16 protein-coding genes are annotated in these 25,491 nt (G+C 40.8%); 3 read left to right on the top strand and 13 right to left on the bottom strand.

Annotation, left to right across the window (positions count from 1 at the left end):
• Positions 1-124: 124 nt before the first annotated feature.
• From K8P02_RS18000 to rnr, 11 genes are all read right to left on the bottom strand, one after another.
• Positions 125-3,325, bottom strand: a complete 3,201-nt coding sequence (locus K8P02_RS18000; protein WP_195348922.1) for a phosphodiester glycosidase family protein — start codon at positions 3,323-3,325, stop codon at positions 125-127.
• 25 nt (positions 3,326-3,350) lie between these two features.
• On the bottom strand, positions 3,351-5,999 hold the full coding sequence (locus tag K8P02_RS17995) for a glycoside hydrolase family 2 TIM barrel-domain containing protein (protein WP_223381610.1): 2,649 nt from the start codon (positions 5,997-5,999) through the stop codon (positions 3,351-3,353).
• Positions 6,000-6,054: 55 nt separating this feature from the next.
• On the bottom strand, positions 6,055-6,930 hold the full coding sequence (locus K8P02_RS17990) for a hemoblobin-interacting domain-containing protein (protein ID WP_025866841.1): 876 nt from the start codon (positions 6,928-6,930) through the stop codon (positions 6,055-6,057).
• Between the two features lie 34 nt (positions 6,931-6,964).
• A complete protein-coding gene (locus K8P02_RS17985) occupies positions 6,965-8,569 on the bottom strand; it encodes a beta-N-acetylhexosaminidase (protein WP_025866842.1) in 1,605 nt (534 codons plus the stop codon).
• Positions 8,570-8,573: 4 nt separating this feature from the next.
• Complete coding sequence (locus tag K8P02_RS17980; protein ID WP_025866843.1) at positions 8,574-10,073, bottom strand: LamG-like jellyroll fold domain-containing protein; 1,500 nt, start codon at positions 10,071-10,073, stop codon at positions 8,574-8,576.
• A gap of 83 nt (positions 10,074-10,156) precedes the next feature.
• Complete coding sequence (locus K8P02_RS17975; protein WP_044158028.1) at positions 10,157-11,935, bottom strand: RagB/SusD family nutrient uptake outer membrane protein; 1,779 nt, start codon at positions 11,933-11,935, stop codon at positions 10,157-10,159.
• Positions 11,936-11,948: 13 nt separating this feature from the next.
• Positions 11,949-15,407 carry a TonB-dependent receptor gene (locus tag K8P02_RS17970; protein WP_223381608.1) on the bottom strand — a complete coding sequence of 1,153 codons (3,459 nt, stop codon included), beginning with the start codon at positions 15,405-15,407 and terminating at the stop codon, positions 11,949-11,951.
• Between the two features lie 137 nt (positions 15,408-15,544).
• Positions 15,545-16,468, bottom strand: a complete 924-nt coding sequence (locus tag K8P02_RS17965; protein ID WP_025866845.1) for a FecR family protein — start codon at positions 16,466-16,468, stop codon at positions 15,545-15,547.
• Positions 16,469-16,530: 62 nt separating this feature from the next.
• Entirely contained in the window at positions 16,531-17,094 is a 564-nt protein-coding gene (locus K8P02_RS17960; RefSeq protein ID WP_025866846.1) for an RNA polymerase sigma-70 factor, read from the bottom strand.
• Between the two features lie 55 nt (positions 17,095-17,149).
• Positions 17,150-17,623 carry a pyridoxamine 5'-phosphate oxidase family protein gene (locus K8P02_RS17955; RefSeq protein ID WP_025866847.1) on the bottom strand — a complete coding sequence of 158 codons (474 nt, stop codon included), beginning with the start codon at positions 17,621-17,623 and terminating at the stop codon, positions 17,150-17,152.
• Positions 17,624-17,688: 65 nt separating this feature from the next.
• Positions 17,689-19,830, bottom strand: a complete 2,142-nt coding sequence (rnr, locus tag K8P02_RS17950; protein WP_025866848.1) for a ribonuclease R — start codon at positions 19,828-19,830, stop codon at positions 17,689-17,691.
• Between the two features lie 185 nt (positions 19,831-20,015).
• On the opposite strand from rnr, the gene K8P02_RS17945 reads away from it, so the two are divergent.
• The 3 genes from K8P02_RS17945 (at position 20,016) to K8P02_RS17935 (ending at position 23,017) form a co-directional block, all read left to right on the top strand.
• Positions 20,016-20,915 carry a cation diffusion facilitator family transporter gene (locus K8P02_RS17945; RefSeq protein WP_122201447.1) on the top strand — a complete coding sequence of 300 codons (900 nt, stop codon included), beginning with the start codon at positions 20,016-20,018 and terminating at the stop codon, positions 20,913-20,915.
• Between the two features lie 138 nt (positions 20,916-21,053).
• Positions 21,054-22,061, top strand: coding sequence for an NAD-dependent epimerase/dehydratase family protein (locus K8P02_RS17940; protein WP_002558410.1), 1,008 nt, complete (start codon positions 21,054-21,056; stop codon positions 22,059-22,061).
• Entirely contained in the window at positions 22,052-23,017 is a 966-nt protein-coding gene (locus K8P02_RS17935) for a phosphatase PAP2 family protein (protein WP_007482993.1), read from the top strand. The genes K8P02_RS17940 and K8P02_RS17935 overlap by 10 nt, the downstream gene beginning before the upstream one ends.
• A gap of 205 nt (positions 23,018-23,222) precedes the next feature.
• On the opposite strand, the gene K8P02_RS17930 is transcribed toward K8P02_RS17935, so the two are convergent.
• Together K8P02_RS17930 and K8P02_RS17925 are read right to left on the bottom strand one after the other, a co-directional pair.
• A complete protein-coding gene (locus tag K8P02_RS17930) occupies positions 23,223-24,377 on the bottom strand; it encodes an MFS transporter (protein ID WP_002558408.1) in 1,155 nt (384 codons plus the stop codon).
• 7 nt (positions 24,378-24,384) lie between these two features.
• Complete coding sequence (locus K8P02_RS17925) at positions 24,385-25,485, bottom strand: ROK family protein (RefSeq protein ID WP_002558407.1); 1,101 nt, start codon at positions 25,483-25,485, stop codon at positions 24,385-24,387.
• Between the last annotated feature and the right edge of the window lie 6 nt (positions 25,486-25,491).

Here is a 25,491-nt window from a genome sequence, read left to right as displayed (position 1 = left end):
AGAGCACACGGAGTACATAGAGTTTTAATTATTTCAGAATCAATTACAGAATTACTCTGTACTCTGTGGTGGACTGATTTATTTTTTAATCCGGTACGGGGATTTGTGTAGTTCTGTCTGGTCATCATATAATGAGTTTGAATGAATGATTTTCGCTTGCCATATTCACCCGTAGTATATATATACCGGATGATATGTCGGTGAAGTCCAGGCGGATATTATCTGTAAATTCAGTGACTTCCTGCTTCAGGCAGATGCCGTTAATTGTATATAATGAATAAGCTATCTTACAAAGATCAGTATTTTTCTTGGTGAGGTAAAATACATTTGAATCAGGTGCCCGATAGAATTCGATAGGGGTTGCTGTTTTTATGGTCTGATTTATGCCGGTAGATATACTTAAATTCAGATACCGGGTGACACTTATTCCGTTAAAAGTAGCAGTGACGGTTCCTTTCTTTTCTGGTCCGTTCAGTATTAAAGTACGGTCTTTAATATATCCCAGTCCCGGAGAACAACTGAGTACCGCACCGGTAATGTCCGTGTCTGTGAGAACGCTGTATTGATTGTACCCCATTACTTTCAGAGGAATGGAGCCGGAGGTGATCTGCTCTTTGTTCCAGTAATTAAAATCCATACGAACAATGTTTTTATCTACCGGAGCAGATGTTTGTAGCAACCATCCGTTTGTAACGGCTCTTTCATTACCGTCACTCGGCTTGTTGACCACTGCGTGATTAACCACCATGCCGGTAGATCCTCCGCCATCAAAACCCACTACATTGGCTGCACCCAGGCTGCGAAATAAATCGCACATTTCGTCGGTGTACACTCCTCTGGAATGTTCCTGTCGTCCGTCAATAGCCATCATATACAGCCATTTACCATCTGCAGAGCATCCCACTCCTGTTCTTGGATACAGCACGTTGTTGTAACTGTCGTTGAAGTTGCAATCGGTTAATATTCCGTTTTTCATCAAGAGCGAATTGCCTCCGATCATCTCTTTGATAAAGGGAGTTTCGTTTTGTGGTGTCTTAATTGTCATTTTAATGTTCAGCTTTTGTCCGATAGTGAGTTTGTCGAGAAACGTTTTTGCCTGAGCGATACCCGATAAAGCCGATTCGCCGGCTTCCAATGCGTTATGTCCTTCCGTATCTTTAATGATTCTCGTAATAATACAAGCTACCGGAGCATTTACTTTCCACTTGTATCCCTCGGCGGGTTTGAAGAAAACTTCTGTTTTAAGTTTATCGCCTATATCTGCATTTTCATCCATTCGCGTGTAGCCACCTGCAAATTCATTATAGAAAGTCAGATCGCAGGAATAGCAATCCGTTCTGGGAAGGTTGACGTCGTAAAACCGGTAGGAAGATATAGGAGCTTTCATACTGGTTACAGAACCTTCAAAGCTCATATTGTCGAGCGTTGGTTTGTTCGTATAGTCAATAGTAGCAAAAGCCCAGTCCATGTTTCTGGGCTCGCGTTGCACTACTCCGTCGGCAATGCACCCTCCCCGCGGGGCTCCGATGGGTAATTCATTGTGCGCTTTTATATTAAAGAAATCCCCGTTAATACCTGCGTAGGCATCGGCTGTTTCAGAAGAGTATCTGTCACATGCGGCAGATACTCTTTCTAATCCTTCTATTGTGTTTTTACCCAGAAAAGTGCGGATCTGCGTATGGGGGTTCTGCAGGTCTATCTTCAGAATATGCGCTTCTATCGGCATATCTTCGATACGAATATGGACATAATCACAGCCGGGGCCGGGTATATAAGTATTCAGGGTATCTACCTGATGCTGTTCTCCCCGTATGATAACCTGATTGGAGGGATTATACGTTTCAATGATTTCTATTAGTTTTTTTCGGAAGCTACTGATCTCTGCCGAACTTCTTGTGTAGTCGGATGGTGATTTGTATACTTGTTCAAGAATCTTTTCTGCAACGTGTCTTCCGGCTTTATCTTCCACCATTTTTAATAACTCATAGTCTTCCTGTCCTTCTTTCCATCGTTCCAGCCGGGCTGAGGCTACGGGTTCTTTGATATTGAATAAATCTCCGGGAAAGACCAATCCTCCATCACCTACGGCATTGAGACTTGTATCGAATGCGAACGGATTGAGACGGTACCTGTTTACCCCCCAATACAGGAATCCTGTTTCCTGTTCCTTCCATACCCTCCACATGATGGCTCTGTTGTGAAAAGGGGTCTGGGCAAACAAGAAGTTAGGCTGAACGCCGGTTGGTCCGCAACAGACATATGTCCACCATTCGGCTCGTGGTTCGACCAGTTTTCTGAATTTCTCCGCGCCGGAATTCTCGCAGTTGTATTGTTCGGCTGCAATCGGGAATATTTTTACATATTTTGTGAGGAAATCGAACGTATAGTCATAGTCCCATTTATGTTCTCCTTCGACAAGAAAGCTGGAGATCGGTACGAGCATTTTAGCGTTTGGCTTGAGAGATAGTATATGGGCAGATTCTTTGGCGATCTGCTCATAGTGTTCGGGCGTTTTGGGCTCATCCCAGATGTAGAAGTAACATCGGTCGAAATATCCTTTTTCCTCCATATCATTACACATTCGCAGGAGTTCGTCATCTTCCAGCATGCAGGGAAGGGCAAACCGGCAGAAACGTTTGTCCTGAAGTAACTTCCGGCTTCTCGGATCGTCCCATGGCCATGGTGAGAAACAGTTGTCCCAACGCCATGTATTCCGGTCTATGAGCTTGCCATAATAGGGGTCAATGCGTCGTGAAAGAAGAAACTCATTCCAGAGTTCTTTCTGCTCATCCGAACCGTTGTCCGGTAGATTATCTATGTCAATACAGAACTCCGAAGGAATAGAGGGAGTCAGGGGGATTTCATAATCGGCTACACGTACTTTGAATTTAAGATTGATGGAGTTTCTCAGTGTCTTAATAGATACCGTGTATTCATATGTACCCGGTTGGCTGTTCCGCGGAGTTTCGAAAGTCAGCCATACAACCGAGGTTGATCCTGTTGCCTGTATGGTGGATACAAACGGTACTAAGGCATCTTTGTATCCATCTATATCCGTAAGCATTCTGTAGTGTACATTGAATGCTTCTGGGATAGATGATGAAATGGTAATCTTTTCTTTAGGTATTGTATTCAGAACCACCTGTAGATGCTCCGTTTCTCCTTTTCCCAGTACAACCTCATTCCATTCTTTTGCCGGAAAATCTTGGTAATTCTCTAATAATTCCGTACAGGGTAATACCCATACATTATCAGAAGCCTCTTTTACTAATTGGCCGGAACCTAACAAGAGCCAGCTGACGACTAAAATAAGATACTTTTTCATGGTGTTTATTGTATTTATTGATTAATTATTTTAAACCTCCTTCACCGAATTCGCTTTGTTGGCGTTCTACATTTTTTAGTTCCCGGTTCAGTCTGTTCCGTTCTTCTGTGTTATCTTTCCGGTTATTATCAGAAATTGAGCCTAGCTGATATACTCCCGTTCGCTCCTCCATATTGTAAATAGCAGGAACAGATGCCGGTAAAACAGTAAATTCCAACTCCCCTTGTATGGGCATTTGTATACCCGGAAAATCAACTTCGGCTCTTACTTTTACTTTACCGGGGCGGAGTGTTGTCCGAAGAAGGATAGGAGCAGTTCCCCACTCAACCAGGCGGGGGTTGGTATGTGTTTCTTCGTTGGCAACCAGTCTCGCTTCTCCTTCAACTGAGAATTTTATATGATAATTATTCAACCGTTTGATATTTCCGTTTTCGTCTGTAACAGAAGCAATCACTGTGATCAGATCGGAACCGTCGGCAATGGGCTGAATATTTTCGTCATCTAAGTGCAGTGTGATTTTACCTGGACGCCGGGCAGGCATTCGTTTATGTTCGGCTACCTTTTTACCGTTTCGGAAACCTTCTGCCAACAGATAGACCTCATCCCAACGCTCCTGTCGTGAGAGCGCTTTATCTTCCATAAAATGATAGGCATCTTTGAAAATGATAATGGGAGAAGGCATCCCCGGCCTGTCCTTTTTTTTGTAGGTATATGTTTTTCCGTGTTTAAAGACAGTAAGCCTTACTTCCTCACAATTGGAATAGACCGTTACATCCGCCGGAGAGAATGGAGTCATTTCATGGGCTATATATATCATAGGTCCGCTTTCTACCTGTATGGCGAGTGAATCGACAGGCCGTTGGGCCATGAACATATAATAAGCGTATTTGGGTTGCCTGAATACATCTGTCAGACCACCATAAAAAGGATCGGGATGATAACCTCTCTGATGATCAAATGAATGCCAGAGGCAACCGCCGATATGCTGTCTGGATGTTTTCCAGAGTCCGTCATAACTTGTGCAAGCATAAGGAGGAGATGCATAATGGTTAGCTTGTGTTAACATAGGGTATTCTCCCCAGGCGCGGTTGGCCCTGCTTGTGGAGTTGTGCGAGTTCCAGTCGTCCACGTTGTCTCCCCACTCCCGGGTGAAGTAAGTTACATTCGGGCTCAGTTCTTTGATCGCTATACCTGTATCTCCGTTGGAAGGATGTGTATAGAGTATTGAGAATTTGGATGAACCGCGTGCTTCAGCGTCCCCCACCACATGGGAGTAGGGATACGGATATTCTTCTGCCACGATTTGCTTAACACTGTCAATAAATGATTCGGGATACCATGTCTCATTGAGTACGGGTTCCCAAAGGAATACGGAAGGGCGGTTCCGGTCTCTGCGTATAATATTTCTGATATCATCGAATACCCGGTTCCGGAATATCGGGTCTTCGTTCCAGTATTGCCAGCCCGGTGTGTTCTCAATGACAAAAAGTCCTAAGGCATCGCAGGCATCCATAAAAGCCGGGTCCTGCGGATAGTGCGCATTGCGGATGATATCGAGCCCCAGACTTTTTAGTTTCTTTGCATCGCGCCAATGCAGATTGTTGGTCATAGCATTGCCGATTACAGCAAAATCCTGGTGACGGTTTACCCCCATTATGGGGTGAGGATAAGGTTTTCCATTGATCCATAAACCATCTTTTCCTTTAAATTCGATGCTTCGAATTCCTATCTTTTTTCTATAGCCGTCTATTACTTTTCCGGTATGATCTTTTATCTCGATTTGCATTTGGTATAAGGAAGGAGAAGAAGGATACCATAGCTGGGGCTTTTTAATGATAACATGTTCTGAATGGCTGACGGCTTTTCCCGAAGGGATAGAAAACGAATATGTGGTTTGTCCTGTTATTTTTCCTGCAGGGTCTCTCAATGTGATGTAGGTTTTACCTTTAAAGTTCTTGGGCATTTCGTTTTTTAATTGCAGTTTAATATGAATGTCGGCCGATTTTGCAGATACGTTGTCGTACGAAACGAATGTCCCGCCACCGGCTACTTCGGATGCATAATTATCGTCAGTGATAAATACTTTATTATGTGCTATAAGCCAGCAGTCACGATAGATACCGCCACAATAGGTAAAGTCGAGAAACTCTTGCGGTTTTCCCGGTGGATAAAGCGGATTGTTTGAATTATCGGTACAGATAGATATTACATTGTTTTGACCGGATTTTACTTTGTCTGTCATATCTATAATAATGGGGAGATATCCTCCGTAATGAGTGGTGCATAATTCATTGTTGATCCAGACTTGTGTTTTACCCATTATAGCCTCAAAATAAAGAAAGAGTTTTTTATTGCTGAGTCTTGAGTCGGGAGTGAAATGTTTTCTATACCAGCAGATACCCTGATAGTTTATACATCCGCTGGCCTCGGTTGGTAAAAGGTCGATGCTGTGCGGAATGGAGACTTGCTCCCAATTGGAATCATCAAAAATGATCTTTTCGGCTCCGGGCACATCCCCTTTATGAAATCTCCATGAGGGATTCATGGAATAGACCTCCCTGCCCGAGCCTTTGACAGGAAAGAATCCGGCAACGGAAAATTCGGGCTGAAAAGGTTGTGTAAAACCTTTCAGACAAAAACAGATAAATAGTAGTAGAATGAGGTTCTTTTTCATATTCGTTTTTAAATGAGGTTGTACTAAAAGGCTTAGTACAACCTCGTTGGGGACACTATCGTCCGATTACAATCTTTATTACCTTATTGATGTTTTTACTACAAACTTTAGCAAAATAGATACCTGCATTCAAGTGATTCAGGTCATATTGATTATTGCCTGCAATGACCTGATAGGATTCTATTGTAACTCCGGCCAGAGAAATGATAGAAACCGATTGGATTAGAGCATCGTCATTGATTACCTGTAAGCAGTTGTTGCTGAAACATACATTCTGTGCTATGCTTTCATTTTGGATGGAACTTGGGTCAAGTTGAATGCTTGCATCCGGATGATCCCAGGCTGTTATTTTGATGGACTTGGCAGTAGTTAAGTCTTTTAGAATGTAAAGAGCACCTGCTTCCAGACTATAGTCATCCGTGCTTAAAGCGGTTCCGTCAACGTTGATTTCTTTTATCAGCATTCTCCAGAGTTCGCTATCCGTAAAGGTAATAGTGGTATACTCGGCCGTACGTTCTTCCAGAGCAAGTACCGGAGATTCGTTTTGAGGAGGGGTATCACCATAGTAACATGGAATATATTCCGAACCCTGCTCGTAGCCATCGTCTATCAGATATACAATCCAATAGTAACCGTCAGCAGCATTACCCATATTACCTCCGGGGATAGTAGCTGTACCCTCCTTGGCTCCCGGATTATCAAAATAGCACCATGTCGTGGAGTAATGACCGGGAATACCGGTAATAGTTTGTCCTAAGGGTGCAATGTTCATATTATCCTTTGGGAATCCGAATCCACCGGTGTAGTGAGTAACAATATCTTCTCCTCTAGTGAAATGAAACTTGTCTAACCAAACTTTTGCATAGTTTTGAGACCATAGCTGTGCGAATGAAGCCAGCACACAAATTAATAATACCGTAAACTTTTTCATAATGATTAATTTTTTAGTAAAACAATAGGGATATTTATTTAATGTATCCGGCAGATTTCCATCTTTCCCGGAATGGTTTCAGAGATTTCAGGAACCTATCGAAATTTTTATTTTCTTTTTGAGTCCATCCTGTTTCTGCATACGTTGCTATTTGCGGATAAACCATTTTGTACATGATATCCGGGCGATTTGTCCATTCTCCCCACATGGCACATGATAATCCCAGAATTTGTTCTTTCCATGCTGATACGGATTCGGGAACGGGATTGAAACGGTATGCTTTTTCTAAAGGAATAGGGGTATGCGCATACTCTAATCCGGGCACAATCTTGTCATAGTTGTAGTTCAGATACGTATATTCACAAGAGTTGTTTACTACCTTTAAACCGCGCTCTAGAGCTTTTTCCAGTAAGCTCTGATTGCCTGTCCAGAATTGGACAATTGTATTCTCCGGATTCAATTGGCTTTTTACTTCATTTCCGGTTTGGAAAGCATGAAGTTTATCACCTGTTATGTCATTCCAGCCCATCAGTTTTTTGCCTTTGCTACCCAGATAAGCAGAGAGATGATTGGTGAACCACACTTGTAATTCTGCCGGTGAAGTAATCTGTTCTTTTTTCATGAATAGCAATACTTCTTCAGAATCCAGCCATTCATCGTATTTCACCTCGTCTCCTCCGATATGGATAATATCCGAGGGGAACAGTTCGATAACTTCATCTAAAACATTGTGAATAAACTCCTGCACCTGTGGATTGACAACATTGAAAGCGGTTGTTAATACTCCGTAGCCACAGGGAACGGAGATTTGCTTTTTACTGCAACTCAACCAGGGATATGCTGCAATAGCAGCGGAGGCATGACCCGGAAATTCTATCTCGGGTATGATTTTTATATGCCTGTCTGCTGCATAGGCTATGATTTCACGAATGTCTTTCTGAGAGTAATATCCGCTCACAGGCTTACCATCATAGACTGTACTTTCATACCAGTTCAGTTGAGTGGAATCTCTTCGCCCTCCGATTTCTGTGAGAAGAGGATATTCCTTTATTTCAATTCTCCAACCCTGATCATCTGTTAGATGCCAATGAAATACATTCATTTTGAGCAAGGCCATTTCGTCAAGCAGTTTTTTTACTTCATTCTTTCCCTGAAAGTTACGGGCTTCATCCAGTAGAAAACCTCTCCAGCCAAAGGCTGGTGAATCGGTTATTTCAACATAAGGACACTGCAGGTTTTTCCCGTCTTTTTTAATGAGTTGCCTCAATGTCTGAATAGCATAAAATACTCCTGTAGTAGTTGCTGCCTCAATGTGGATGCCCTGAGCATTTATCAGAATTGAATATCCTTCTCGGGGCAGGTCTTCTTTTATATCTATTTTCAGATTGGCTTTTTCCTTATTAGTGAATTTACAAAGCAGGTCTGATTCCTTTTTCAGAACCGGTATAATTCTCTTTATTTCACTACTAAACAGGTCATTCGAATAGATGTATAACTGTTTTCCGATGTCGAATGTACCCTCTTTCCAACAGATATGATTGGGATAAGGCAGTATGGCAGTTACTTCATTAGCTAATGCAGGTACACCTGTCAATAATGACATAAAGATAATCAGGTATATTTTATATAATCTCTTCATGGAATTACTTTTTAAATTTGAATGTTGAAATCATAGCTGCATGATCTGACGGAAAGCGTACCGGGTGTTGATCGATCATCTTTGATTCAGTGACCTTCACGTTCTTACCCATATAGTAAATGAAGTCTATCCGATACTGAATATCCAGTTTTGACATGGGTGACCAGGTTAAGCAAGGGTATTTTACCGGATCGGGATATAACTCTCTATAAGAATCTTTAAATCCTTTTTCAAGCATAAGAATGCTGGTCGGCCATTTCACAGCATATCCCTCAAAGAGATGTTTGGCTTTTTCTGTCCAGTCAAGATGAGACCCACTGTTGAAGTCACCTGAAACGAATAAGGGAACATCTTTCTGGTCAAAGAAAGGTTGCATGTCTTTCAAAATTGTTGTCAGTTCTTTATATCGTGTAGGTAATTCTTCTGCTTCGACCTCAGAGGCAGGAATCCGGGCCTTTACCTGATCATCGGTAATAGGGCGATAATCCAGCCATAGATTAACGTAATTGATGGTTTGTGTTTTACTGATTCGTATTGTAGCTGCACATGTGTTGAATGGCTGAAACATGTCCCAGGTTTGTTCGATGGGATATTTGCTCATAATGGATAGATTAGAGCTTCTCAGATAAAAGTGATACCCCAGTGCATCGGCAATTTCCGGTCCTGCACCATATGTCTCGATCATGCCTATGATGTCTGCTCCGGATGCTTTGATAACATCTACGACCCGGTTTACTCCTACCTGTTCGCCAAGTTCATGACCTCCGTGAAAGATATTGAATCCCATAAGATTAATATTCGGAGTAAATTCCGGTAATATCTCTTCTTGCCGGATACCTGTATACCTGAAATATTCCTCTGCTATCTCTGCATCACTTTTTATACGGTCTGCGAATGAAAAATTATCCAGCATTCCATTAAAACTGTGCCATTGTTCGTCTGCTTTATTGCCTAAAAGTAACGGATTGGAAGTGGCCAGATTTACATTACCGTTCGTGCAATAAGTAGCTACATTTTTACCGTCATAGTACATTTTCATTTCCTGTTTTTCTGCAAAGTGGGTAATAGCCAGGAAATGCCATTTCGCATCGTTGATCGGTTGACGTTTTACGGTCGGTTTATAATCCCATTGCCAGTTTTTGCCATCGGTGAAGTATGCTGCCCATGAGCCATTTTCTTGAGTAGCAATCATAAATCCCGGATCTTTCATTTCAAGGGATTTTTTGTTGGTGACCAGTGGTTTCAATCCATTGTATGTATCGGCTGATTTCACCCATATCCCAATAGAGAATGAACCTGACATGTCGATAGAATCTATCTGATTTATAGGTAGAGGTGCACGATAATAGGCAGCTGTACTAATGTCCAATGCTTTGCCTTCTATCCCGTTGGAAAATAGATATCCTTCGTAGAAATTTGCCGGATCATTGAAGTCAATGATGACTTCTTTGGCACTTAGTTTTAAGGTAATAATTACGGATAAAACAATTAAAAGATATTTCATTTTAAGCGGCTTTTAGGGGTAATACTCCCCCTTTGCATGCTATTTAATGGCATGCAAAAAGAGAATGTTTACCTGATTATTAGTTATTTATCCCAGAAAATAGTTTGGCGTAAATTGGGGTTATATGTAAATTGGGTCTTTGGAATCGGATAATAGTAATATTGGGGTTCAATGAATTTCTTCGGGTTCGTAATATCATTGGTCAATATGATATAACCATGATCTCCTTCCGAAAGTGAAATACTGGTTTTCTCCCCCTGTTCTTCCAGGTAATAAAGAACTTTCTTTTTATAGATTGGTTTTACAGATTCTTTATTCAGGAAGACACCTACATCGGTTACTCCATCCCCTGTTACATCAAATACGGTATTCAATTCGGCAATGTATACTCCCTGTGGCATTTCGAGCAATTTCCCGACTTTCCAACGGAGTATGTCATCTTTACGGAAACCTTCGCAAGCCAGCTCTACGCGCCTTTCTCTCCTGATTTCGAGGATGGCGTTCTTGAGGTTGCCGTTTACATTCGGATACTGTTGTTCCAGAGTCGGGTCAATGGTTAACTCGGACAATACCATATGTGGCATACCTACACGGTCACGAAGCTGATTGATACTTTTATCTAAGTCTGCTTGTGTCAGTGTGCCTAATTCGGCCTTTGCTTCTGCATAGATAAGTAGTATTTCGCCTAGTCTCATTAATGGCAGGTCGTTGTAAGAACATCCCCATTGGTTTTGCTGAGGGTCTTGCGGTACAAATTTGATTTGCGTATATCCCCCCAGATTCAGGTTTGGTATAAATGGTTTTGCATCACCCGGACGGATATATCCCGGATACATAAATGTCTGGCGGTAACGAGGATCTCTGTCTTCAAATGTCTCCATGAATGTTTTGGTTTTATAGTTGTCTATCGATGAGAATGGTACTGCTTTTCCATCTTTCTTGATCAGATAACTTTCCATTAGAGAACGGCTCAAATCGGTGTTGTAGGAAAATACATTCATGGCTACATCATGCTTAATATTGAGGTCATAACTGAAATCTTTAAATAAAAGTATCTCTTTGCATTTGCTCAGATTATTGCTGATGAACATATTGCCATATGCATCAATGCCTCCATCGGTATAAATCCCGAAATCGGTGGTATTTGCCATAATCTTTTCACAGGCATTTACTGCTTTTTCGAGGAATTGATCGGCAGAACTCTGTAGTTCCAGTTCATCATGATATTTTCTGAATGTACCTTCGTGTAAGGCAATTCGGGCAAGTAGACCATATGCATACCATTTGTTATAGACTGTTCTGTCTTTTATATCTGGCAGTATGTTTTGAACACCGAATTCCAAATCTTCCATTATTTTGTCTACTATGAATGTCCGGGGATCCTGTGTTTTCATCAACAACTCTGTATCGGTATCCTTTAGTACATGCTCATACCAGGGGCCATCGCTATAGCGCTTTACTATTCTCTCATAATACTCCAATCCGCGTAGCATGCGTACGATACCGATATAGTGGTTAATCAGTTCCTGGCTCCCTTGGGCTTTGTCGGCATTATCAAGGAAATAATTTAGTTCACGTATTTGTCCCCAATACCATCCTCCGACTGTTTCTGGTGTGATGTTACCTCGAATAAGGTCTAATATTTCATCTTTCTCGGATGCAACTACATTATCTGTTCCCGGGTCCCAGTATTTAGGAGATTCACTTAGGTAGAGCTTATTGACGAATAATGCCAGATCTGAAGGGGATCTGAAGAAATTTTCTGTAACTAGTGACGTTTCAGGCAATCTGTCCAGAAAAGAATCATTGCAACTACTCAGACTTATCAATGCTAAAGCTATATATAATATTTTCTTTTTCATACTTATTCGATTTTTAGAAATTCAGGTTTAAACCAAATGAGAATACCCGTTGCATAGGATGTACAAGGTTTTCTCCTCCGTTTCCAAGAGCTTCCGGGTCAACATTCTTTGTCAGTTTGGTGAATTCGGCAATATTTTCTCCGCTGAAATAGAATCGTACCTGATCAATTTTTAATTTGCGGGTGAGGCTTTGAGGAAGTGTATATCCAAATGTAATATTCTTAATTCGCATATAAGCTGCATTCTGCAGGTATTTGGTTTGCGGAGTACTAAGATCTCCGGCTCCTTCTGCCGTATACGATTTCAGGCGTGGGAAATATCCGTTCGGGTTTTCCGGTGTCCAGTGGTCAAGGTTATTGACATATACATCCGACCAGGGAGCACGGTAAATTCCGAAGAAGGTGAATACATTGGGATACCAGTCTTGTTTGCCTACTCCTTGCAATAATATGCGTAAATCAAATCCGTTCCAGGCTGCATTAATGTCAGCACCGTAGCAGTATCTGGGTGTTGAGTTACCGATTACGGAAAAGTCTCCGGGATTATCTTTTGTCCAATCGCCTTTGTTAACATAGCCATCCTCGTTTAAGTCTTTGAATTTCAAATCACCGGGTGCTAAAGGACGATCGCCTGGATAGGACGTTACCGCCCATTGATCAGCGTGATTTTTAATATCTTCTTCACTTAAGAAGAATCCTTCTGTGGTTAATCCCCAGATCTCACCAAGGCGTTGTCCGACATAGTAGTCATCTAATTGTTTCTTTTTATTGTCGAATTTTGTGATTTCGGCGCGTGAGTCAGATAAATTGAATTTTACCGAATAGCGGAAAGGCTTCGAAGCCAGACTGAAATTATCCTGCCATCCGATAGAGAACTCCCAGCCTTCTGTTTTCAGGTCGGCAGCGTTCTGACGCGGAGGATCAACTCCGAAGACGCCTGGTAATGTTTTGCCTTTTGTCAACATGTCTTTGGTGTTTCGGCGATAAATATCTCCGGAAATTGTTAAACGGTTTTTAAAGAATGCAAGGTCAAGACCCAGATTCATTGTATTTACTTTCTCCCAGGTAAGGTCATCTGAAATCGGACTGGGAGAACCTACACCTGTAGTTTTTTTACCTTCCAACAAGTAAGTACACTCATAGAATGACATGTTGGAAATATACTCGTAATAACCCACATTTTGATTACCGAGCCATCCGTACGAAGCACGAAATTTGGCTATGTTCATGACCTCTTTGACGGGTTGATAAAATTTCTCATTTGATATCACCCATGCACCGGAGAAAGACGGAAAGAAGCCGAATCGATGCTTCTTGGTAAAACGGGAGGTCCCGTCATAACGTCCGTTGGCCTCAAAAATATATTTATCATCGAACATGTAATTTACCCGGTAGAATCCGCTTCGGGTGGCCCAGGTATGACGTCCGTCGTATAAACTCTTTTCACCGGTGGCTATTTGGATGCTTGGAGCAGAATCGCTGAGCATTCCGTTTCTTTCGCCTATAAAGTATTGGGCAGATTCCACTTGTTGTTCGAAACCAATGGTAGTACCTACTTCGTGCTTGCCAAATTTCTTATTGAAATTGGTATAGATATTGAATAATGAGTATCTTGAGTTATCATGTTCACTTTTTGCAAAGTCTTGCCATCCTAATTCTTTAGGGGTACTGTCAGGGCCATCCTTGTATTCAAATGACTGATCGGATTCCCAATAGTTTTTATGTTTATTCCAGAATTTGACAGCAAAGTCTCCTTTTACCGACCATATGTTTTTGATAAGTTGCAGATCGAAAGAGATTTGAGTTTGTGCCAATAATTCAGTATAATCGCTATTGCCACCTTGCTCGGTTCCGGCAATATATTTGGCTCCGGCTTCTGTCCAGCTCCCATCGGGATTTTTGGGAATTTCCAAGGCATTAGCATTATGAATTCGTTTATAAAGCCAGCCGTTATCCAGAGATGCGGGTGCTGTATACGTATAATACGTCATGGAAGTATTATTTGAGATATTCAACCAATCGGTAACCTGATAGCTGACATTACTTCTCAGATTATATCGGTTGTACATATCCGTATTATACTTGACCATACCTTTTTCACTGAAATATTCGCCGCCCAGATAGTATGAAGTCTTTTTCGTTGCTCCGGACATACTGATACTATGTGAATGTGCAGTACCTGTGTTGTTATAGATTTCATGGAACCAGTCTGTTGCCCCCAGATAAGTGTAGCGGTTCGGGTCTCTCGGATTGATCATAGCAGCCGGAAGTGACGGATCGAGTGAGCGTTGTTTAGCATATTCCAGTTCCTCTTCTGAGTAAAGGTCATACCAGGGGGCTCCCATGATTTTTTTATATGAGGCCTGTATATAAGGGTCTTTTACTATCTCAGGTATGCGCCCCAGAGTCCGGATGCTCATTGTATTGTTGAATGTAAAATTGATCTTTTCACTTTTTCCTTTCTTAGTTGTTACCAGAATCACTCCAAATGCAGCACGAGCTCCGTAGATGGCTGCTGAAGAGGCATCTTTCAAGATAGATATATTTTCTATGTCGTTGCTGTTCATACGTGAAAATTCGGCTTCTTCCATCGGAACTCCATCCACGAGAATTAGAGGTGCCCCCCCTCCGTTAATGGAAGTTGCACCACGAATATTGAAACCTGGTGTTTGACTGATCTGACCACCGTTGGTACTGATGTTCAGGTTAGGTACAAGTCCTTGAAGCATAGTTCCTACATTGTTGGCTGTACGGTTTTTCAATGTTTCGCCGGCAAGAGCTTCTACTGCGCCACTCAGGTTTATCTTTTTTTGTGTACCGTAACCCACTACTACCACTTCATCCAGTTGTTCGGAGTCATCATACAGCGTAATATCAAATTTATTTTTATTTCCGATTGTGATTTCCTGGCCCTGCATGCCGATATAGGTGATTGAGAGTATGGTTTTGTCGGTATAGTCGCCCTGGAGACGAAAATAACCATTGACATCGGTTACTGTCCCTTGTGAAGCTCCTTTTACGAGGATACTGGCACCTATCAATGGCTCCCCATTGTTATCTCTGACATAACCGGTCAGTACCCGTTTGGTTTCCTGTTCTGTTTTTTGTGTTTCCTGGGAAAGTACAATATGGTTTCCACGCATTTTATACCGGATATTTTCCCCTTTGAACATATTGTCCAATACAGTAAATACAGGTTCGGATTTGGCATTTATAGAATACTTTTTCTTCGTATCGACTTTAGAATTAATGACAATGAATAGATAGTCAGTTTGTGACTCTATATCATTTAGAATGATCTGTAAAGGTTCGTTGGAATAACGTATGCTTACACGTGCATTTTGAGAATGCGTATTGATTGCGTAAACATTTAATATTCCCACAATGAGCAGGAAGAGTGTGATTTTCATAAATCTAAATAATATTGTTGAATTAGAAGCGTAATTATCCTCTAACATCAATTTCTTTTTCATATATTTGCTATGTTTTAAGATTAATACAAAATACTGTGTTAATTTTTCCAAGGGGATATCGATATGTTTGGCGACGGCTCGATATTCCCTTTCCTTTTAATAATTACTATGCCTTTCTCATACGCTGATTTTCTTTTTTAGTTAATATAAATGATATGTTTCTCAAAATCTCTTTGATAAGTGAACGGTATATCCACTTGCAATACTTTTAATGCATATTCCAGTCCGTCAATTCTACGGAATTTACCCAGACATAAGTTGTTCTTGATAGCACTATTATTAATCACAATCTCAATTCCATATACCTTCTCGAACTCTTTCATCAGAGCTTCAAAAGTGATATTGTTGAAATTAATAATTCCACTGGTCCAGCTATAATAACTATCATCTTCTATTTTGCTTCTTATAAGTTTGCCGTCCGACAATGTGGCTCTTTCGTTTGGTTTCAGTATTATTTGCTGGTTGTTTGCACTTACTTTTACAGTTCCTTCCAATAGAGAAGTTATGAATTTATTTCTGTTCTTATAAGCTTCCACATTAAACTTTGTACCTAAGACTTCTACTGTTCCTTTAAATGTACGGACAATAAATGGTGCATCATTTTTTTTATGAGTTATCTGAAAGAATGCTTCTCCATCTATTTCTACCGTACGATAATCATCGGTAAATTTGGTAGGATACTTTAGTGTGGTACCTGAATTGAGGTACACATTACTGCCATCTGCTAATGTCATACTCATATATTGTCCCAGTGGTACGGTGATTTGTTGTATAGGTAGCGTTTCGTCTTTCAGGTTTGCTATAAACCACGATAACAGTATGGCTCCGATAAAAACGGCTGCATAACGATAAAACTGGGTGATTTTTATTTTCTTGTATCTTGTTTTCTGATTTATGAAGGATTCCTTTTTTCCGACTAAAACGATAGCTGTATAAAGTTTTCTCTCCCTAAGTAATTCTTTCATATTCTCCGGGGAAGCATCTGCCCAATTCCGTATCTGAATTCTTTCCGCTTCGGAAGCAGTGCCGTTAAAAAAACGATATAGTGATTCTTTATCCATAAATTTTATCCTTTACGTCTATATAACTAATAAGGGTAAAGATACCCTAACAAAAAATTGAATTAATTTAGAAAAAGATAGAAAAAAGCAGGTAAATAGTCTTTTAGAGCAATACGCATTACTTTTAATGCTTTGGTGATGTGAAATTCGACGGCTTTAATTGATACTCCCAGACGTTCTGAGATCTCACGGTTTGTCAGGTATTCCATCCGGCTTAACAGAAAAACTTCTTTTGTCTTTGTCGGCAAAGACTCGATCGCTTTATTCACAAGTTGCTGTACTTCTTCAGAGAAAATTTCTTGTGGATTACAGGCCTCCAGCGAGCTAATCTGGAAATCCAGTTCCCATTCTTGTTGACTTCTTAGATGATCAACAATTTCTTGCTCCTTGCGAAGTCGGTTCAGGTAAGTTAAGCATTCATTTTTAAGAGAAACAAGAATATAAGCGGGTATATTAGCTCCTTCTGGAAGTTTGTGCCGGTTCTCCCAATATGAGACAAAAGAATCAGTTACAAAATCTTCTGCGATACTTTCCTCTTTCACATAAGAAATTGCTAATCTTAAAAAGCGTTCTTTGTAAGTTTGATAAAGTTCGCCAAAGGTTAATAGATTCTGATTGTTTTCCATAGTGTGTGTATATTAGATATAATTAATGATCGGATATGGAAAAAACGAATGTAACTTATCTCTTATGCGGTGCCGCATATTCTTTTGCCGTTACACTACTGATAGGGATCTCCCATATTTTTACATTTCTTACAGCCGGGTCTGAATAAACAAATTCTCGGCTGCTATAATGTTTCATGATGATATTCAGTGCTTCGCGTTTGCTGTCCATATCTTCAATGAAGCCTACTTTTCCACGGCAGATCACACTTTTGGCTTTCATCCGGTAACTGCAGGCTACTTTGGGATGCTGAAATACCAGCTCATGGTCTGTGCTGAAAGTGATGCATACGTTATTGTTACGTTCCAGCATATCAATGCTGCTTCCTGTTGGTCCGGAATGCAGATAAATCACCCCTTCCTGATAACCAAAGTTCATGGGTATTACATATGGATTTCCCTCCTGATCGGTGATACCGACAAAGCAGATATCACAGCGGGAGATAATTTCTTCTACCCGCTGTTGGTCTTCTATGATGACTGTTTTCATACGTATAAAGTTATAATGTGATAGGGCTATAAGGTGGTAAAGTTATCACTTTACCGCCTCCTTTATTACATTAATGCAAAGTCAAGTTGTTTTTTCTCCAGATTGGCACGGGCTACTTTAATGGTGATTGCATCACCCAAGCTGAATGTCTTATTCTTACGTCGTCCGCGCAGACAGTAGTTCTTTTCGTCGAACTCATAGTAGTCATCGTCCAAATCACGCATAGGTATCATACCTTCACACTTATTTTCGTTAAGCTCCACATAAAGTCCCCATTCTGTGACACCGGAAATTACTCCATCATATGTTTGTCCCAACCGTTCGCTCATAAATTCTACTTGCTTGTACTTGACAGAAGCACGTTCGGCATTTGCTGCAATCTGCTCCATGTTAGAACTATGATCGCAGAGATCTTCATATTTGCTTTCCGAAACACTTCTTCCTCCGTCCAGATATTTGGTCACGAGGCGATGTACCATCATATCCGGGAAACGACGAATGGGGGATGTGAAGTGCGTATAGTAATCGAACGCCAATCCATAATGTCCGATGTTGTGTGTTGAATAACGCGCTTTTTGCATGGCACGGATAGAAACTGTTTCAATCAGATTTTCTTCTTTCTTTCCCTGAATATCGTCCAACAGGTGGTTGATGGACTTTGATATGTCTGTCTTTGTGCCACTGGTACGCAACTTATATCCGAAACGGGCAATGAATTGTGAAAGATTATCCAGCTTCTCCGGATCGGGTAGATCATGGATACGATAAGGCAATACTTTGGCTTTCTTTCCTTTGGGTACGCGTCCTATCTTCTCGGCTACGGTTCTGTTGGCAAGTAGCATAAACTCTTCTACGAGTTTGTTGGCATCTTTGGATTCTTTGAAATAAACACTGACCGGTTTTCCTTTCTCGTCTATCTCGAATTTCACTTCGTAACGGTCAAAGTTAATAGCTCCGGCAGCAAAACGTCTTTCGCGTAACGCTTTGGCAATTGTATCCATCATCAAAACCTCCTCTTTGAAATCTCCCTCCCGGGTTTCGATAATTTGCTGTGCTTCTTCGTAAGTGAAGCGGCGGTCGGAATAGATGATTGTATGTACGATACGTGAGTTCTTTACCTCTCCTTTCTCGGTGATGTCAAAAATAACAGAGAAAGCGAGCTTTTCTTCGTGAGGGCGTAGTGAACAAAGGAAATTACACAGACGCTCGGGCAGCATCGGGATAGTACGATCTACCAGATAGACAGAGGTAGCACGTTTCTCGGCTTCTTTATCAATGATACTTCCTTCTTTTACATAGTGCGTTACGTCTGCTATATGTACTCCTACTTCCCATAAATTGTCTTTTAGTTTACGGATAGAGAGTGCATCGTCAAAGTCTTTGGCATCCTTTGGGTCGATGGTGAAAGTAGTGACCTTACGGAAATCTTCCCGTTTGGCTATCTCTTCTTCAGAGATTTCAGCCGGAATCTTATCAGCAGCCTTTTCTACTGCCTGAGGATAGACATAGGGTAAACCAAATTCTGCCAGAATAGCGTGCATCTCAGTGGTATTGTCTCCGGCTTTACCCAGAATATCAAGTACCTGTCCGATTGGATTTTTAGCTTTGTCCGGCCATTCGATTACTTTCACAACAGCCTTGTCTCCGGTTTTTCCACCTTTCAGTTTATCTCTTGGGATGAAGATATCATTTGCCAGCGTCCGGTTTTCTGTTACCAGGAAAGCATAAGATTTTTCTACTTGTAGCGTACCCACAAATGTGTCGTTGGCACGTTCCAGTATTTCAATAACTTCCCCTTCAGCGTCATGGTTCTTGCGTTTGGCAAAGAATGCTATTTTTACTTTGTCATTGTTCATTGCATGGGCAGAGTTACGTTCGGCCACGAATATCGGGTCGCCTCCACCTTCGGGGATGAATGAGTTCTTTCCGTTGCTTTTACGCTGGAAGGTTCCTGTCATCTCGATGCCGTGGTTGTTGAGTTTGTATTTATTCTTATCAACTTCCGTTATGTAGTCGTCAGTCAGCATATCCGCGAGAATATCCATGCACAGCATTTTCAGGGGATGTGTGGTGAGGTGTAGTTCCGCGAAAAGATATTTAAGGCTGATAACTTCTTCCTGTCTGGTGTGGAAGAAATCCATTAATGTGGTTGCCAGTTCTTTTTTCTTCATTCGTTTACCGGCTTTTTTTTCTTTCTTTTTCGCCATGATGTTTTTATTATTATAAGTTACGAGCTAATAAGTTACGGATTTTGAAGCGAATACAGGTGAGACCTGTTACTTAGAGACGTAACTTATTTCTATTGTTATTAACTACAAAGTAAATGATTAAATATCAATAATTCAAGAATTTCATGTACATTTGCCCAATAGTTGATTTATATTATAACAAAATGGAATCCAAAACTCCTTCCCGGGAAAAAGAAATTTATAAAGTGACTGTTGTGGGAAGTGTGGTAAACTTCTTACTTCTTGTCTTTAAGTTCTTCGCCGGAATAGCAGGACATAGTGCTGCTATGCTGGCTGATGCGGTTCATTCTTTATCCGATTTTGTTACTGATATTATTGTGATTATCTTTGTGCGTATCTCTAACAAGCCAGAAGATAAAGATCATGACTACGGACATGGAAAATATGAAACGCTGGCTACAGCTATTATCGGGATATTACTTTTGTGTGTCGGCTTTGGTATCCTTTGGAACGGTGCTTCCTCTATCTATGATTTTTTTCATGGAGAACAGCTTGGGGAGCCGGGAATGCTGGCATTGATAGCGGCGTTGGTTTCGATTGTACTAAAGGAAATATTGTATCAATATACCGTTATAAAAGGACGAAAACTGAATTCACAGGCGGTGATAGCTAATGCATGGCATCATCGGAGTGATGCCCTTTCTTCTATCGGAACGGCTGTTGGTATTGGCGGGGCCATTTTACTTGGTGACAAATGGAGAGTACTTGACCCGATAGCTGCTGTAGTAGTCAGTATTTTTATAATGAAAGTAGCTATTCAGTTGTTGATACCTTGTGTAGATGAGCTTTTGGAAAAGTCATTGCCTGATGAGGTAGAACGTGAAATAGAGCAGGCTGCGCTTTCATTTCCCGGAGTAAGTCAGCCACATCATTTAAGAACCCGTAGGATAGGGAATCAGTACGCCATTGAGTTGCATGTACGTATGGATGGAAAAATCTCATTGGAAGAAGCTCATCGTACTGCTACGGGAATTGAGCGAAAATTGAAGGAAATGTTTGGAGAAGGAACGCATGTGGGTATACATGTAGAACCGATTAAATAATGTGCTAATGTGTTAATATGCCAATTAAAAGAATGTACTAATATACCAATTGGTTTTCGGCATGTTTTTATAGCGCAGCACATTGGCATATTAACACATTAGCACATTATTTATTGGTACATTGAATAATTATTAATTATGGCAAGTATTTTAGTTACAGGAGCGAGTGGGTTTATTGGCAGTTTCATCGTCGAGGAGGCTTTGAAACGCAAATTTGCTGTGTGGGCAGGAATTCGTTCTACCAGTAGCAGGAAGTATTTATCTGACCGGAAAATTCATTTTCTGGAACTTGATTTTGCCCATCCCAATGAGTTGAAAGCGCAGTTATCCGGTCATAAAGGTACATATAATAAGTTTGACTATATTGTTCATTGTGCCGGATTGACTAAATGTGTAGATAAAAAGGAGTTCGACCGTGTCAATTATTTGCAAACCAAATATTTTGTTGATACATTGATACAACTTAATATGGTGCCCAAACAGTTTATTTATATCAGTACGCTGAGTGTTTTTGGTCCGATACACGAAGAGGATTACAATCCGATACACGAAAATGATCTGCCGGCTCCGAACACTGCTTATGGACTGAGTAAACTTAAAGCGGAGTTGTATATACAAAGTATTCCTGGGTTTCCTTATGTGTTTTATCGTCCTACAGGGGTATATGGCCCTCGTGAGATGGACTATTTTCTTATGGCTAAGTCGATACTCAATCATATGGACTTTTCTGTTGGTTTCAAACGTCAGGATCTTACATTTGTATATGTAAAAGATATTGTTCAGGCTGTTTTCCTTGGAATTGAGAAGCAGGTATCCCGGAGAGCCTATTTTCTGGCTGATGGGAAGGTCTATAAAAGTCGTACTTTTTCGGATCTGATACAAAAAGAATTGGGAAATCCATTCGTTATTCGATTGAAATGCCCGTTAATTCTCCTTAAAGTCGTATCTTTGCTCGCTGAATTCATAGCTACCCGCTCAGGAAAGAGTAGTACGCTGAATTCAGATAAATATAAGATAATGAAACAAAGAAACTGGCAATGTGATATTACTCCGGCCATGAAAGAACTGGGATATGTTCCTGAATATGACTTGGAAAAAGGAGTGAAAGAGGCCATTGCCTGGTATAAGAATGAAGGATGGCTCTAGATTTATTTAAACGTGTAGAGACCCGCAAGGGACTGTTCGCTGTTGAGAAGGTAACACTGATATACAACTTGTTGACTTCTATATTGATTCTGTTCCTTTTTCAGCGGATGGATCATCCCTGGCACATGTTGCTGGACAGGGCTATGATTGCCGGAATGACATTCTTATTAATGTATCTCTACAGGTTGGCACCTTGTAAGTTTTCTGCTTTTGTGCGGATTGCCATTCAAATGAGTCTGCTTTCTTATTGGTATCCGGATACGTATGAGTTCAACCGCTTTTTCCCCAACCTGGATCATATCTTTGCTTCTGCCGAACAGTGGATGTTTGGTTGCCAGCCTGCATTGCATTTTTGCTATTTGCTGCCGCATCAATGGATAAGTGAGGCTTTTAATATGGGCTATTTTGCCTATTATCCGATGATTCTGGTGGTGACTTTGTACTATTTCATCTATAGATTTGAGTTGTTTGAGAAACTCTCCTTTGTACTGGTTACTTCCTTTTTTATTTATTATCTGATCTATATATTTATCCCGGTTGCCGGTCCGCAATATTATTTCCCGGCCATCGGATTAGAGAATGCAGAACATGGTACATTCTATGCTGTCGGTGATTATTTCAATCATCATCAGGAATTGCTGCCCGGTCCGGGATATGAACATGGCTTTTTTTATAATCTTGTGGAGGGTTCACAGCAAGTTGGAGAACGTCCTACGGCAGCCTTTCCCAGTTCGCATGTAGGTATTTCTACAATTCTTATGATTATGGCATGGCGTGGGAGCAAATGGCTGTTTGCTGTTTTGATGCCGTTCTATATCTTACTCTGTTGTGCCACTGTTTACATTCAAGCTCATTATCTTATTGATGCCATTGTAGGATTTTTCTCTGCATTTGTGATGTATGTACTTGTAACGAAGATGTTTAAGAAGTGGTTTGCGGTACCAATGTTTAAATGAGTTCGTATTATTGGCCCGAAAAGAATTAAACTCACCACAGAGTTGCACGGAGTTTCACAGAGTTTTAAATCTTTGATGAAACGCAGGACGCAGATTAAAAGACTGTAGCTCTTTATCATACATTTGTTTTCTTTTGCGAAAATCTGCGTTCATCTGCGTTTTAATGAACCATCGCCTGGCGTACCTCCCCGTGCGGGAAGCACTTTTAGCGGGAGGGCTTATTTATTATAATAGATAGTATTCCTAAATAGAGTAAACAGGGACATAATAAAGCCAATCCGGCAGTTACTCCCCAATAATCGGATGTTATTCCGATAAGAGGAGTAATTAAGGCGCCACCCGATACTCCTATTATCATTAATGCCGAAACTTCGTTACTCTGGTCCGGTTTATGTTGCAAAGCGTAGGAGAACAGAATCGAAAAAATGCAGGAGCAACCTAAGCCTACGATGCAGATTAATGCAAACATTTCCCAAGGTACACGAACCAATAATAAAGAGATAAATGCTATAATGGCAATCAATATACAGCTTTGCAAATAAATATGAGGTTTTATACGCGCTAATAATAAAGTACCTAAAAATGTACCCGCCATACGAGATATGAAATACAGGCTATTTCCCAAGCCGCTTACACTTAACGGCATATTGGCTTGTGCCGTTAAGAAATTGGGAATGGTTGTATTTAAACCGACATCGACTCCGACAATGAATAATATTCCTAAGAAAATCAGGAAGATTTTTCTATCTTTAAGTAGTGACAGCGTAGACAATAAATTAGAATGTGTATCCTCTTCTTGCTGGTTATCGGGGATGCTGCGATACATCCAAATAGTGGAAAACAATGAAATTACCGCATATAGACCAAATGTTATTTTCCAGTCTCCCCATAATATGGCAGTACCTCCTGCGACAATAGGTCCTAAAAATGAAGATATTGCTTTGACGAATTGGCCGAGAGTTAACGTACTGGCTATTTTATTGGCAGAAACAACATTTGCAATCATCGGGTTTAATGATACTTGCAGTATAGTATTGCTGATACCTAATATTGTAAAAGCGAGTAACATACTTGCGAAAGTATAGGAAATAAAGGGGACTATCATTGCTACTGTTGTAGTAGCTAAAGCCATTATGACAGTCAGTTTTTTCCCTATTTTTCCCATTAGAATGCCGGTAGGAATGGAAAAGATTGCAAACCAGGCAAATACCATCATTGGGAGCAGGTTTGCGTATGTGTCGGAGAGTTCAAAATCTTTTTTCACATAGTTTGTTGCAATGCCTACGATATCTACGAATCCCATTACGAAGAAACCGAATAGAATCGGATAGAATGTTTTGGCTTTAAATTGTGTATTCATGGTGCGATTATTGGTTGTCTAATTGATTAAGGGCATAAGTATAGGCACCTAATGAAATGGAACGGCTGGTGCCTTGATGGGTAACGGCTATTCCTGTCCGTTTATATAAATCGTAAGATATAAAGCGAGTGGTATCGGGAACCTTTATCTGTTTGGGCTGATAACCGGCAAATGATGCAAATTCTGTCTCATCTTCCAGATTGAATACTTTCATTTGTAAGCGGTTGAAGATACTTCCATCCATCATACGTATAGTACCGTTTAGCTCTTTTATCATTGCAGGTAGTATGTATTTAGAAGCTCCTGCTAATCCGCCGCCTATAACTACTAATCCGTCTACTAATGTTAAGGCGCAAGATAATGCTTCTGCAGCCACTTCACCCAGTTCGGCAAAGGAGGCCCTGGCTGCCTCCTGTTCTCCTTGAAGGTTACCTTCCGCAATCTCATAGATATCTTTAGGGGTTAAATCTTCTTTGCAACCGGAACGTTCTGCGTACATACGTTTTATAGCCCGGATGCTGACACTTTCTTCTACAATAAATTGCGGATGATTTTTGTTACGTAGACACCATAAATCACCACCGGCAGCATTGTCTCCCAACAAGAGTTGACCATTTGTTACTACTCCGGCTCCAAAACCTGTACCTAACGTTATACCAATGATATTTTGGTAACGTTTGGTACTACCGGCTTCTTTTAACCGGTTGTTTATTTCCGGCAAAATGCCGGTCATTGCTTCTCCGTATGCGAACAGATTACCATCGTTGTTAATAAAAACAGGTAATCCGAATTGATCTTGTAAATAGGGGCCTAAAGCAACTCCGCCTCGAAAGGCCGGAAAGTTGGGTAAATCGCCAATAATTCCTGCCTCATAATCGGCCGGCCCCGGAAATGCAAAACTTATTGCTACCGGAGTTTCCGGTAATAATTTTAGTATATGGTGGAACCCGGTCACTATATTTTTCAGACAATGGTCGATATGAGTTGGAACAGAAGGTAAAACAAAAGGTTCTACAATCTCTTTTCCTCCGGCTATTGCCGAAAATACAAAATTGGTTCCACCCGCATCCAAAGTCATTATGATGCGTTGTTCTTCTTTATAATTCATAATTTA

It is taken from the genome of Bacteroides nordii (assembly GCF_019930665.1).
GTDB lineage: Bacteria > Bacteroidota > Bacteroidia > Bacteroidales > Bacteroidaceae > Bacteroides > Bacteroides nordii.
Note: the sequence above shows the minus strand (reverse complement) of the source record. Positions and strands in the feature narration are given on the sequence as shown.